The 13,667-nt window shown below is 61.3% G+C and carries 5 protein-coding genes and 2 rRNA genes; all 7 read right to left on the bottom strand.

Going from position 1 to position 13,667, the window contains the following annotated elements; genetic code table 11:
• Positions 1–30: 30 nt before the first annotated feature.
• The 7 genes from HCR84_RS03790 to HCR84_RS03760 all read right to left on the bottom strand — a co-directional run bounded on the left by HCR84_RS03790 (position 31) and on the right by HCR84_RS03760 (position 13,390).
• Positions 31–5,304, bottom strand: a complete 5,274-nt coding sequence (locus HCR84_RS03790) for an Ig-like domain-containing protein (protein ID WP_166984465.1) — start codon at positions 5,302–5,304, stop codon at positions 31–33.
• Between the two features lie 104 nt (positions 5,305–5,408).
• Positions 5,409–6,137 carry a hypothetical protein gene (locus tag HCR84_RS03785; protein WP_235940779.1) on the bottom strand — a complete coding sequence of 243 codons (729 nt, stop codon included), beginning with the start codon at positions 6,135–6,137 and terminating at the stop codon, positions 5,409–5,411.
• Entirely contained in the window at positions 6,125–7,735 is a 1,611-nt protein-coding gene (locus HCR84_RS03780; protein ID WP_166984463.1) for a serine/threonine-protein kinase, read from the bottom strand. The genes HCR84_RS03785 and HCR84_RS03780 overlap by 13 nt, the downstream gene beginning before the upstream one ends.
• Position 7,736: 1 nt before the next feature.
• Positions 7,737–9,023, bottom strand: a complete 1,287-nt coding sequence (locus HCR84_RS03775) for an FHA domain-containing protein (protein WP_166984462.1) — start codon at positions 9,021–9,023, stop codon at positions 7,737–7,739.
• Positions 9,024–9,030: 7 nt separating this feature from the next.
• A complete protein-coding gene (locus tag HCR84_RS03770; RefSeq protein ID WP_166984461.1) occupies positions 9,031–9,864 on the bottom strand; it encodes a PP2C family protein-serine/threonine phosphatase in 834 nt (277 codons plus the stop codon).
• 171 nt (positions 9,865–10,035) lie between these two features.
• Positions 10,036–10,152 (bottom strand): 5S ribosomal RNA (rrf, locus tag HCR84_RS03765).
• Between the two features lie 96 nt (positions 10,153–10,248).
• Positions 10,249–13,390 (bottom strand): 23S ribosomal RNA (locus HCR84_RS03760).
• Positions 13,391–13,667 lie beyond the last annotated feature (277 nt).

Here is a 13,667-nt window from a genome sequence, read left to right as displayed (position 1 = left end):
CTCAACTCGTTACCGTGCAGTTCGTCGCCATCAGGGGAACGAAAAACCTGGGCTCGTGTAAACCAGCGACCCGTTCTGGCGAATTTTCACTCGAATACCGCATCGAGAGAGGTCGGGCTGAATCCAGGCCGAGATCTTGCTCTCTTCCTTGCCGTCCTTGTCCATTTTGACGTTGTACCAGCTGTCAGCGACAGCCGACCAATCGCCGTCTCGGCAATACTCGGCATGAACCTGATACGTGCCACTCGTGAAGTGCTTCCAGGCGATCGCGATGCGGTATGTACCGGTCGAGCAGTTGCCTTGCCAGCAGCGCGTTTTGGGCCCATCGACGCCATAGACGTGGGTAACAACCGGGTCCGGCGGCGGTGGTGGTGGTTCGTTCTTGATGACGACGTTCCCCGACCCAGTCCATGAGCCACAGCCTGCGGGCGAACACGCACGCACCCTGAAGTTGTAGGTACCCGCTGGCATGCTCTTGCTCTTCGCAGATGTGCTCGTTGTCGACCCGCTGTCGCTGCCGCTTCCACGAACCTGCCACTCGTATGTGGTGATCTTCCCGCCGGTGTCGTTCGGCGTGGCCCAGCGCATCGTCACCGGGGTGCTCGCCCAGTCCCCCTGCTTGTCGATGTCGGTTGAGCGGGGTGCGCCGGGCACACCATAGGGCGTCACGCTCTTCGACGCAGGGGACCATGAACTGTCTCCTACGCCATTCGTCGCCATGACGCGGAACGAGTACGACGTGCCGTTCTTCGCCGACATCGAACATGCAACACCGGCTTGACAGGTTCTGGTGTCCCCATCGCTGCGCTTCACCGTGTAGCTCTTGATCGCCGAGCCGTTGTCTGCGGGCGACCCCGTGACGACGACCCTCGTGTTGCTATCGCTCGCCGAGACGCTCGGTGCTGGCGGCGCATCGGGCACGTCCTTCACAACGACGGTGATGCGCGCCGTCGAACGCCTGTGCTTGTCCCCGGTAGCATCCTGAATCGTATAGAGAACGCTGATCTCCTGGCTCTTCGCCGGGCCGGTCTTCACCGTCACCGTCGTGCCGTCTGTGCTCACTTGTGCATCGCCGGAGTCCAGCTCGGCATTCACGATCGTGAGGTCTTCCCCGGGGAACGGATTGAACGCTCCCGCGAGCGCATCGATCGTGTAGCTCTTGCCCTTGCGGGCGTCATTGTTCACATGGTCGACGGCGACAGGCATCGGCCGCGTCGACGACACAACCGTCACGGTGATCTGCCCGTCAACGTCGAAATCTTTGAACGACATTGTGACGCCCAGGGTCACAGACGTTCCGGGCGTCGTTCCGAACGGCGCCTGCACCGAGAGCTCTGACCCACTGAGGTTCCCTTGGATGCCATTGCCTTGACCGCGCAGATCGCTGAACGTGATCTGGTCGGTGACGTCGGGGTTCGGGTGCGACGCCGCACTGCGCAGATCGAACGAGACGGGGTCCTCCCCGGCCTCGATCGTGATCGACGGCGGCGTGAACGTTGGCGGGATGTCTTCGAAGTTGGGGTCGCCGACAGTGATCGGCAGCACAAGCATCGTCGTGCCCGTCGACGTGCCGTCCGTCACCTCAAAGCTGATCGACGCCGGCCCTCGGTAATCCTTGATCGGAGTGAATCTCAGCGTCTTTTCGTCGACGAACGATGGTTTGCCGTCGCCGCGCGACGCACTCACCCCGTCGGCCCCGGTGATCTCAATGTCTTTGCCCGACGGCGAATACGCGATGTCGTCGAGCTTCCACTCCTTCGTGTCGTTCATATCGACGATCTGCTCGGGCAGATCCTCTCGCAGCCGCGGCGGCTGCCCGTCGGAGTACGGAGGCACAACGATGAACGCGGCAGAGCTCAGCTTGTCCGTGTCATTGGTGAGTCGGAACGTGATTGCCATGCGCGTGTCACCGAGAGTGACCCGCACCTTGCCGTTCTCGAGAATCTGCGCCTGGTCTGCGTTCGGGCCCTCGAGCGATGCGGTGAGGTCAGAGACTCGACCACCGGGGTTCGTCGCGCCATCGTAGATGTCGATGTCGACGGTTTCCTTGCCGATCACCTCGTCTTGCTCCACGGTCTGGTCTGCCACGCCCGGCGGCTGAATCGTCGCCTTCTCGCTGACGCGCACCATCACATAGGCAGAGTCGAACCCGCCCTTCTCGTTGCGAATCGTATAGCGCAGCGCAAACGTCATCTCGACGTCGGGGGCCTCGATCACAATGCTTTCGCCGTCGACCGTTGCCTCGACGTCTTCGGGCACGTCTTCGAGCTTCTTGTCGAGCGCGAACGAGTACTGGTTCGGGTCAGAGTCGTTCTTCAGCACGGGCACCGATGCGACCCGGCCGGGCTTCACCTCGATGGCGTCGTCAACCGCCACGGGGCTCATCGCCTGCTCCGGCCGGGGGATCACCGCGATCTTGATCGTGCCGACGGCAGTGGCGCCCAGCACGTCCTTGATCTTGTAGGTGAATGTGTCGGTGCCAAGTTCCATCGATCCGGCGACATACGAGAAGCTCGTGCTCTTCTCATTGCGCACCGCGCCCAAGATCGGCGCACTCGCCAGACCGTCGTACACGACCGAATCGCCGTCGGGGTCGAGTCCCTCAAGCGGAATCTCAATGTCGACGGAGCTGCCTGCAAAGACACGTGTGGTGAGCGTCTTGGCAGTCGGCGCCTGGTTTGTGTCTTCGTCCATGCCCACAACGGTGAACGTGACGGATGCTGTCGCCTTCTGCCCGAAGTCGTCAATGACCGTGTACACGGCCGTGTAGACGCCTGCCTCAGCGGGCGCTTGGTACCTCACCTTGTCGTCCGTGACGAAGGCGAGCCCCTTGTCTGCACCCTGCACGAGCTCCTGCTCGACGGCCATTCCCGCGTTGTCCGGGTGTGTGTCGTTGTCGAGAACCGGCACGCTCGCGATGTCTCCAGCACGCACGCGCACGTGGTCGTCAGCCGCGATCGGCGCCTGATGCTTCGACAGCGGCGGAACCATCACGATGGTTGCTGTCGTCGTCGATTCTTTGTGCCCGTCAGACACCGTGTAGCGAAACTGAACCTGCCCGGTCACGGCGGCGGTCGCGGTGACACGAATGATGCTCTGCGACAGCAGCTCGATCGACAGCTGCGCTGCGTCGCCCGTCGCTTCAATCGACTTGACGGCAAGCACATCACCTGTCGGTGACACGTCGTTCACGAGCACCGGAATCAAGGCGGGCTCGCCCGGGCGCACGTAGCCGGTGTCGCGAACCGCAACCGGTGCGAGATCGGCCTCGGCCTTCTCTGTCACGTCGATTCGCAGCAGCCCAATGCTCGTGCGCTCCCCCGCGCCGAGCGAATATTTCACGTAGTACGCCCCGGCCTTGCCCGCGGATGCCGTGATGGTTCCGCGGTCGGTGTCGACGGCCACCGAGATCGCGCCTTTGAGCGCTTCGGCGCCGAGCAGCTCAAGCTGCCCACCCGAGGGCGACAGGTCGTTGTCGAGCGGATGAACGTCAACAGCCTCGCCCACAAACGTCTGCGCGAAGTCCGGTGTGCCCACGGGGTTCGATGACCCGGCTGACTTGACGTCGAGGGTGAACGTGCCCGTCACGGATTCTTGGCCATCAGACACCGTGAACACGATGTCGCGGGGCCCGAGCTGACCCGAGGTGTGCGTGACGGTGACACGACCGTCCGGGTTGAACCTCACGCGGTCGCCGGCATCCGATGCCGCCGATTCCAGGTAGATGTCGTCGCCGTCTGGGTCAGACCAGTCGGCGAGCGCGTCGTACGTGATCGTCTGCCCCGCGTCGACGACGGTGGCCCCCACGCGCGCAGACTCAGGCGGTTCGTTCACCTCCGGCGGGCGAACCGTCACGTTGACGGCGCCCTCGGCAATGCCGCCCGGGCGACCATCGCTCACGGTGTAGCGGAACGAGAAGGTCCCCGCTTCGATCCCTTCCTTCGGAGAGAACTGAAGGGCGCGTCCGCCGTCGATGTGCTGCAGCGTTCCCCACTTGTCAGAGAAGCCCTTGATATCGGTGATGGTGAGCACGTCGCCGTCAGGGTCGGTGTCGTTGCTCAGCAGCGGCAAGACAGTCGTGCGCTCGGGCCGAACCCCGAGTTCGTCATCATTGGCGATCGGCGGGCGGTTCTGATCTGTGCGTTCGGCAAGGGTGTCTTCGAAAGATTTAACAGACGACTTCTCGTCGCCCTCTTCGCCGTCGTCTTCTTCGGGCGGTGTGACATCTTCCCAGTTGTGCACGAGGCGCATGTTCTCGGTGACAAGCCACGAGTCACCGGTCTGCAGGTTGTTGAGGGCAATGACGTCCCTGTTGACGCGGAACACCAGCTCGGCGCCCGCTGTCGACGGCTCGATCTCTTCGTGTGTGGCACCGGCACCGTCGCACTTCGCCAGGTACCGGCTTCCCGACGCCCACGCGGCGTGCCAGCATCCCTCAAGATTCACGGGCGCTGCCACCGCATCGGCATTCTGGGCGGGCGAGGTGATCTCTGCGTCGAGTTCGATCACCTCGTCGCCGTTCAGCGGAACGGCCATGAGGGAATCGCCGCCCGCGACGAGAACCTCGCCTGGATCGGCAGAGGACTGCTGAAGCTTGACGCCCGTTGACGGCAGCTCGATGGGGTCCGAGCCGGGAAAGATCACCCGGTTCGCATCGCCGTCGAACAGCGCGGGGGTCTCGCCCGCCGCCGTCAGCTGATAGCTCTCGCTCGACGGAATCTGCTGCTCGCTTGGCTTGCCTCCGGTTGGCGGGTACGAATAGAGCACACCATCAGTCGGGGATGCGGCGAAGACCTCGCCCTCCTTCGACACGGCAATCGCGGCATCCGGCCCGAGTTTCAGGAGCGGGTCGTTGTTCACCGTCGTGAAGTCGAGGCCGCCGGCGACGGTTGTGATCCAGAGGCTCCCGCTGTCTGGTTCGAGAACGGCAAGGCGCCCTCCCCCATACGCGAGCTCGGCGCCTGGGGGCAGGTCGGCACTGTTGCCGAGTGTCGTATACGCCGCATCGATCGTCTGCACCGTCGACGAGACGCGATCGTGAAGAAGCGCCAGATCGCCGTCTTGAAAGATGTTGATGTCGTTGGCGAGCGTCGCCACCGACGCATCCAGCTCTTCAATCTGCTTGTTGAGACGCCCGGCGAGCAGCTCTTTGCCGTTCGTCACCCACACGTCTCGCGCCTCGAGATCGACGTCTGAGGCGGGGTAACCGGGGTGCAGCACGGCGAATGTCACGGGGACAGCGACAATGAGGGATGCGACGACAACGGATGCCGTGACCTTTCGGCCACGAAGCCACCCCTTCATTCTCCCCACAAAAACGTTCCGTCTCGTTGTTTTGCCGCCTTGCACCGCCCAAGGCAGACTGAGCCGGAGCTTAACCTAACATGGTATTCCACACGAGAAAAGTTCTAGCCATCTGCGGCGGAAACGCCCGCAGCCGACGTGTCCTGATCGAGAAGCACCAGATCGCTCGGATCGACCATTCGCGTCGACACCGCATACTCCACGAGTCGCGAGCGACGGTTTGTCGCAAGCTTGCCGCGCCCACCCCGCAAGCCTGGCACCCCAAAGCGGTCGAGCTTGTCGCACACGTTGTCGAGTTTGCGGTTGAATGCCGTCTGCGTCCACCCCAGCCGCTCCGCAGCCTGAGCGGATGCCGGAATCTCGCCGCGCCCCGGAGAATTCTGACGAAGCACGTCTTCGGCGAGCGCAAGAATCAGCAGCCTCTGGTTGCTGGTCAGGTGAATCGGACCCACCGTCGTCTCGCCTCCCGACACCGACGTCAGCGGTGATGTTCCGAAGAACTCCGAGTCCATATGAACGGTGAAGTCATACGTCGTCGACCCGGCGCTGAACAGAACCTGCAGTTCGCGAAACACAACGGGCAGCCGGGCGCCCGGTGCAAGCCACGCCTGCACTTGGCCCGTGCTGTCAGTCACCGTCGCCGCAAGCGCGTTGCCCACGTTGATGAGCCAGTACATGCCGTTCTCGAGCCCAATGGCGAGAAACTGGCGGTGCAGAAACGGATTGTCATCGATGACGAGGTCGCCCTCGCGCCCGATGTAGAAGAATTCGTCGGGGCTCACGTCGTACCATTCCCCGCAGAACTCGATACGTGGTGCCGTCACGTGCTGCACATCTCCAATGGATCGGTTGACGTCTTGCCGTTGGCCCTGCTGATCACGACCGTGACACACACCTTATCGCCATCTGCCACGCCGGCAACGGTGACCGTCGGCTCGGCGACCACATGCTTGTCTCCGGGCTCCGCTCCGTCTGATCGAAACCAGACGAAAACATCACCATCTTCTGGCTCCGGGTTTGCCCACTCGAACGTCACGCTCGAACCGTCCTCCGACACCGTGATGCCGCGCTCTTCCGGCGTCGGCACTCCCGTGATGATGAGAGGTTTGCCGGTCGGAGCCTGTGTCTCTTCTGTGCCCTGCTGCCCGCCGAGAAGAAGGGATGCCGTCACCCCGCCGCCCACAACGATGAGGGCAACCACTCCGATCACGATGGGAAGAATGCGCCGACGGGGCTTCGTGCTCGCCTCACTCTGCGGCGCAGCATCCGCATTCTCCTCTGTGGGGTGCACGGGCACGGGGCCGCGTCGCGCCGTCGAACCGGTGTCGGCAGGAATGGGAACCTGTGGGGTGACAGGGCGCGGCCGGGCGGGAGAGTTGTCGCCACGCGGCGGCTGCGCCGTCACGGGCTTCACTGGTCGGGCCACCGTCGCATCGTCGTCAGTCGGCGCCTGCGGCGGGGGCGTCTGCTGGCTCGGGGTCACCGTGGTCATCGGGCGAATTCGCGTCGCATCTTCGCCCGTGTCGTCATTCTGGGGTTTGGCCGACGCGAGGTTCGGCACGTCGAGCGGCGTGGCCGAGTACGAGAGCTCGAGTTCGACCCGCTGCAGCGAACGCCCGAAGTCGATGGCGCTGGGAAACCGGTCTTCTCGGCGCGAGGCCATGCCGCGCCGCAACACGGCGAGCAGCGATGGCGGAACATCCGTGCGCTCCATGGGCGTCACCGTGCCGCGCTCGATGCGCCCGATCAGGTCGATTGCACCATTTGGCTGGCCCGGCACTTCAAAGGGCGACCGCCCTGCCAGCAGCGTGCAGACCGTCGCGGCGAGCGAGAACACGTCGCTTCTGACGTCGGCCACCGGGTGGTCGGCGAACATCTCGGGCGGAGACCACGGAATCGACATTCCGAGCGATTGCGCCTCGCCCGCAGGACTGTGGTCGGCGTCAACGGCAGACGAAATGCCGAAGTCGGCGAGAGCAGGCCAGCCGTATGCATTCGTGAGCACGTTCGCGGGCTTGATGTCTCGGTGCAGAATGCCCGCGGAATGCGCTGTCGCGACAGCACTGGTCAGGCGGATGCCGGTGCGAAGCACGTCGGCAATCGTGAACTGCCGGTACCGGTACTGCTGCGACAAGCTCGGGCCAGGGCAGTACTCCATGACGAAGTAGGGGCGGCCGTCCTCGGCGACAGCGGCGTTGTAGATAGTGACGATGTACGGGTGTGCAGACAGCTGCGCCATGAGGTTGGCCTCGGCAACGAACGCGGCACGGGAGCTCTCGGTCACCTCGTCGAGCGAGAGCACCTTGACGGCGACCTGACGACGGGGAAGGTCCTGTCGATACAGAAAGACATCGCTGAAGCCTCCCGATCCGAGGAGCCGCTCGGCTTCGAGGCCGCGGATGTGCGGCGGCTGAGCTGCCTGCCGTGCCACCCTATGCCTCGAGTACTCGCAGCTTCACGCCCGATCCGAGATCGATCACCGTTCCGCTGATCACGGGCACGGGCTCGCCGCCGCGCAGTTGCTGCGGCGAACGGCCCGGAACCTCAATGACCGTGCCGTTGCTCGAGTGCAGATCGGTCACGACGACGGCATCGCCCTCGACGGCTACGCGCACGTGGGTGCGAGAGATGTCGTCTCCAGCCAGCGTCACGAGGTGCGGCAGCACGGAGGCCGGAACGTTCGACACGCTCGGGGCCCTGCCGAGAACGACGGGAGCGTCCAGCTGTTGCCTGCCCCCGCCCGGAAGCTCAAGAGCATACGCATACTCACGAATATCGTGGAGGGCTGAGCCGACGGCGCCCTCCGGCAGATGTGCGGCATCGCGGGCGGCACGCACGTCTTCAGCGAGCACGGTCATGCCGTCGTGGTCACCAAGGGGCTCGGTGCGCGGTGGCGCCATCGGCTCCCCTGGCGTGCGCATGATCGTCTGCTCGTCTGGCTCGGGCAGCGGAGCTGGTGCGGCAACGTCGCTCGGCAAAAGCGTCATCTCTGGCACCTCGGTGTCTTCGCCGACCGACTCAGCTGGCGCGTCATCGGACCAGACCGGCTGCTCAGCGGTGTCGGGCTTCGGCTCGGCGCCAACGTTCTCAAGCGCCACGTTCGGTACCGGCGGTGCCTCACGCAGCGGCTCATCGATCGCCACGGTGTTCGGCTTGGGCTCACTCGACGGCTCACGTGCAATCGACGGAGCGTCGTCAGCAGAACCGTGATCAGCCTCCGCGTCGGCGACGCTGCCCGCATTGGTCGAACGCGCAGCGTCAACGCCGTCGTCGGTGCCGAGCGAAAGCCCCGAAATCCATGCTGCACCCCGGCTCAGAGGCAGCGCGTCTGCCGTATCTGCGCCGCCGTGCACCTCGATGCCCGTCGCGTTCTCGACAAGCTGTTCGCCCCAGCCGCTGATCCCGACCGCGCGAACCGTCACGGTGTCGGCATCCGAGATCACGCTGATCTCGGTGTCGCCGTACACGATCACACCGACCCCGTCAGTGCTCAGCGTTCCGGCAACCCAAAAGCACAGTCCGAAAGCCGGCGTGTGCGCCAGTCCGCCCTCGGTGAGCGCATCGAGTGTCTCGTGAACGGTCAGTGAACCAATGTCCAGCTGCTTGACGCGCATCAGCAGGTCGGCGTCATCGTCAATGCGCACGATCAGAAGTCGACCGGATGCCGCGATGGCGACCCATTCGCGCTGTAGCGCCGCGGTATAGGTGAACTGCGTCATATGTTCCTCACTTCGGGCGCGGCAGAGTCTCTTCGAGCGCGCCCAAACCTCTCGTGTCATGATAGCCCGGGCTTGGCGGCGTCATATCAACGGAGAGTGCATCCACAACGACGGCGGAAACGTTGTCGCGAGCGCCGGCCTCCACAGCACGGTCAACAAGCGCCTTCGCGGGATCCCGTGGCGCCTCGAGCAGGATGCTCCGAATCTCCTCATCGGAGATCTCGCGGCTCAGCCCATCGGAACAGATGATGAACATCTGGTGTCCTTCTACCGGCAGGAGCCACACGTCGGGATCGGCGTCGGTCTCGACGCCGACCGCGCGGGTGACGACGTTTCGCTGCGGGTGCGTTGCCGCTTCAGACGGTGTGATGCTGCCTTGGTCGATGAGCTCTTGGACGGCCGAATGATCAACCGTGACCTGACGAAGCTGCTCACCATCGAGCACATAGACACGGGAATCGCCGATGTTGAAGACCATCCAGTGGCTGTCGGCCTGAGCAGAAAGCGACACAAGCGCAACGCCGGCGACGGTGCTGCCGGCAAGGCCGCCCTCGTCCGCCCACGAGAGAATGCGGGCGTTCGCCGCTGTGATGCCGGTGAACACCACTTCAGGGCTCGACGGTTCCCCAGGGCGCACACTCAGCTGCAGCTGTTCGACGACGACGCGGCTCGCCTCATCCCCGCGCTGATGCCCGCCCATGCCATCGGCGACCGCGAAGATCGGCGACGCCATGATGATCGAGTCTTCATTGATGCGTCGGCGCTTGCCCACGTCTGTCACACCGGTGACAGTGATATCGACCCGCGAGCGGGGTAGAGAGTACGTCGTACGGGTCGCCATAAGGCACTAGCCTAACGAGCTTGTGGGGTGCTGCCGATGGGGAGTGCTACCCATGCAGATGCATAGAGCACCGATTCACAACGGAACGTCGATTCGACAAAACCACTGGTGGGTTAACTGGTGAAGGCCACCCTGGTTGGGGTGGCCTTCACACTGTGTTGCTGAAGTTAAGTCCGGCGGTGTCCTACTCTCCCACAGGGTCCCCCCTGCAGTACCATCGGCGCTGAGAGCCTTAGCTTCCGGGTTCGGAATGTGACCGGGCGTTTCCCTCTCGCTATGACCGCCGTAACAGTCTGTGACGCTATGAACACACGTGTGTGTGTTGTTTGGTTCTGACCGTGCGTCAGGAACCACAAAGTGGACGCGAACATGCAGCATGTTGGTGTTATCAAGTTATCGGCTTATTAGTACCAGTCAGCTCCACACCTTGCGGTGCTTCCACATCTGGCCTATCAACCCAGTCGTCTACTGGGAGCCTCTCCCCCATAAATGGGGATGGAAATCTCATCTCGAGGCCGGCTTCCCGCTTAGATGCTTTCAGCGGTTATCCATCCCGAACGTAGCTAATCAGCGATGCCACTGGCGTGACAACTGACATACCAGAGGTTCGTCCAACCCGGTCCTCTCGTACTAGGGTCAGATCCTCTCAAATTTCCTGCGCGCGCAGCGGATAGGGACCGAACTGTCTCACGACGTTCTAAACCCAGCTCGCGTACCGCTTTAATGGGCGAACAGCCCAACCCTTGGGACCTACTCCAGCCCCAGGATGCGACGAGCCGACATCGAGGTGCCAAACCATGCCGTCGATATGGACTCTTGGGCAAGATCAGCCTGTTATCCCCGAGGTACCTTTTATCCGTTGAGCGACAGCGCTTCCACAAGCCACTGCCGGATCACTAGTCCCGACTTTCGTCCCTGCTCGACCTGTCAGTCTCACAGTCAAGCTCCCTTGTGCACTTACACTCGCCACCTGATTGCCAACCAGGTTGAGGGAACCTTTGGGCGCCTCCGTTACTTTTTAGGAGGCAACCGCCCCAGTTAAACTACCCACCAGGCACTGTCCCTGAACCGGATCACGGTTCGAAGTTAGATATCCAGAGTGACCAGAGTGGTATTTCAACAACGACTCCACGAACACTAGCGTGCCCGCATCATAGTCTCCCACCTATCCTACACAAGCCACACCGAACACCAATACCAAGCTGTAGTAAAGGTCACGGGGTCTTTCCGTCCTGCTGCGCGTAACGAGCATCTTTACTCGTAATGCAATTTCGCCGAGTTCGTGGTTGAGACAGCTGGGAAGTCGTTACGCCATTCGTGCAGGTCGGAACTTACCCGACAAGGAATTTCGCTACCTTAGGATGGTTATAGTTACCACCGCCGTTTACTGGGGCTTAAATTCACAGCTTCACCCACAAGGGGTTGACCGTTCCTCTTAACCTTCCAGCACCGGGCAGGCGTCAGTCCGTATACATCGTCTTGCGACTTGGCACGGACCTGTGTTTTTAGTAAACAGTCGCTTCCCACTGGTCTCTGCGGCCACCACACCCTTTCCCGCGCAAGGCGGTATAAGCGGATGGCCCCCCTTCTCCCGAAGTTACGGGGGCATTTTGCCGAGTTCCTTAACCACGATTCTCTCGATCTCCTTAGTATTCTCTACCTGACCACCTGTGTCGGTTTGGGGTACGGGCAGCTAGAACCTCGCGTCGATGCTTTTCTTGGCAGCATAGGATCATCGGATCATACCCTTTACGGGTTCCCCTTCAACTCTCAGCCTTCACGGGAAACGGATTTACCTATCTCCCGGCCTACAGCCTTGGCCTGGGACTACCATCGCCCAGGACCGACTACCTTCCTGCGTCACACCTGTTAATACGCTAACCGCACCAGCATGGGGTCGAGCGTTCACCACAACCATCCACCCCCTTCGAAAAGGAAGCTTCCGTGTCATGGCTAGGACTCTTAGCACCACTGGATTAGCTTGGGCGGTTCTTCGCCGGTACGGGAATATCAACCCGTTGTCCATCGACTACGCCTGTCGGCCTCGCCTTAGGTCCCGACTTACCCAGGGCGATTAACCTGGCCCTGGAACCCTTGGTCTTCCGGAGGACGGGTTTCTCACCCGTCTTTCGCTACTCATGCCTGCATTCTCACTCGTGTAGCCTCCACGGCTGGTTTACACCGCCGCTTCACCGGCCACACGACGCTCTCCTACCCATCAACACACACTGAACCAACACGAAAAACGTGCGGCTTGGTTACTAATGTCAATGCCACAACTTCGGTGGCGTGCTTGAGCCCCGTTACATTGTCGGCGCGGAATCACTTGACCAGTGAGCTATTACGCACTCTTTCAAGGGTGGCTGCTTCTAAGCCAACCTCCTGGTTGTCTCTGCAACTCCACATCCTTTCCCACTTAGCACGCGCTTAGGGACCTTAGATGGTGGTCTGGGCTGTTGCCCTCTCGACGATGAAGCTTATCCCCCACCGTCTCACTGCTGCGCTCTCACTTTCCGGCATTCGGAGTTTGGCTGACGTCAGTAACCTGTTGAGGCCCATTAGCCATCCAGTAGCTCTACCTCCGGAAAGAAACACGCAACGCTGCACCTAAATGCATTTCGGAGAGAACCAGCTATCACGAAGTTTGATTGGCCTTTCACCCCTATCCACAGCTCATCCCCTCCATTTTCAACTGAAGTGGGTTCGGCCCTCCACGTGCTCTTACACACGCTTCAGCCTGGCCATGGATAGATCACTTCGCTTCGGGTCTAGGACATGCGACTGAATCGCCCTATTCAGACTCGCTTTCGCTACGGCTACCCCACACGGGTTAACCTCGCCACATATCGCTAACTCGCAGGCTCATTCTTCAAAAGGCACGCTGTCACAGCAACAAGGCTGCTCCAACGGATTGTAAGCAAACGGTTTCAGGTACTATTTCACTCCCCTCCCGGGGTACTTTTCACCTTTCCCTCACGGTACTTGTCCGCTATCGGTCATCTGGGAGTATTTAGGCTTATCAGGTGGTCCTGACAGATTCACACGGGATTTCTCGGGCCCCGTGCTACTTGGGATACTCTTCACGCGATCATGGCATTTCAGCTACGGGGTTCGCACCCTCTCTGACCGGTCATTCAAAACCGTTCGCCTATACCACTCACAACGCCCACCACATGTCAGCATGATGAGAAAAGTCCCACAACCCCGACCATGCAACCCCTGACAGGTATCACACATGACCGGTTTAGCCGGATCCGGGTTCGCTCGCCACTACTACCGGAATCACTATTGTTTTCTCTTCCTGTGGGTACTGAGATGTTTCACTTCCCCACGTTCCCTCACCCCGCCCTATACATTCAGACGGGAGTGACCAGGCACCCATAACAGGCCCCAGCCGGGTTTCCCCATTCGGAAATCCTCGGATCAAAGCTCGTTTATCAGCTCCCCGAGGCTTATCGCAGATTACGACGTCCTTCTTCGGCTCCAGATGCCAAGGCATCCACCGTTTGCTCTTAGAAACTTGATACAACATGAGTATGAATCGAAATCAATCTTATAAATAAGACAAATCTTGACCAATGGTCCGAACAAAAAATTGTTCGAACATATTGTTTTCATTCAAGAAACACAAAAAGTGTTTCTAAGATGCTCGCGTCCACTGTGTAGTTCTCAACGTACGGTCGGTACCGAAAGCAGCCCCCAAAAAGGAACCCACCCACGGTCCGAGAAACCCGCGGCCCCACCCCAAAAACAAGGGCAAAACCAACCTGGTCCCTCAGGACCCAATAACGTGCACGCCAACC

It is taken from the genome of Paramicrobacterium fandaimingii (assembly GCF_011751745.2).
Lineage (GTDB): Bacteria > Actinomycetota > Actinomycetes > Actinomycetales > Microbacteriaceae > Paramicrobacterium > Paramicrobacterium fandaimingii.
This window is presented reverse-complemented; position numbering and strand designations above follow the sequence as displayed.

What these genes read in the sequence shown, in the direction of transcription:
- HCR84_RS03775 (WP_166984462.1), bottom strand. Translation starts at nt 9,023, where the DNA reads ATGACGCAGTTCACCTATACCGCGGCGCTACAGCGCGAATGGGTCGCC.
- HCR84_RS03790 (WP_166984465.1), bottom strand. Translation starts at nt 5,304, where the DNA reads ATGAAGGGGTGGCTTCGTGGCCGAAAGGTCACGGCATCCGTTGTCGTC.
- HCR84_RS03770 (WP_166984461.1), bottom strand. Translation starts at nt 9,864, where the DNA reads ATGGCGACCCGTACGACGTACTCTCTACCCCGCTCGCGGGTCGATATC.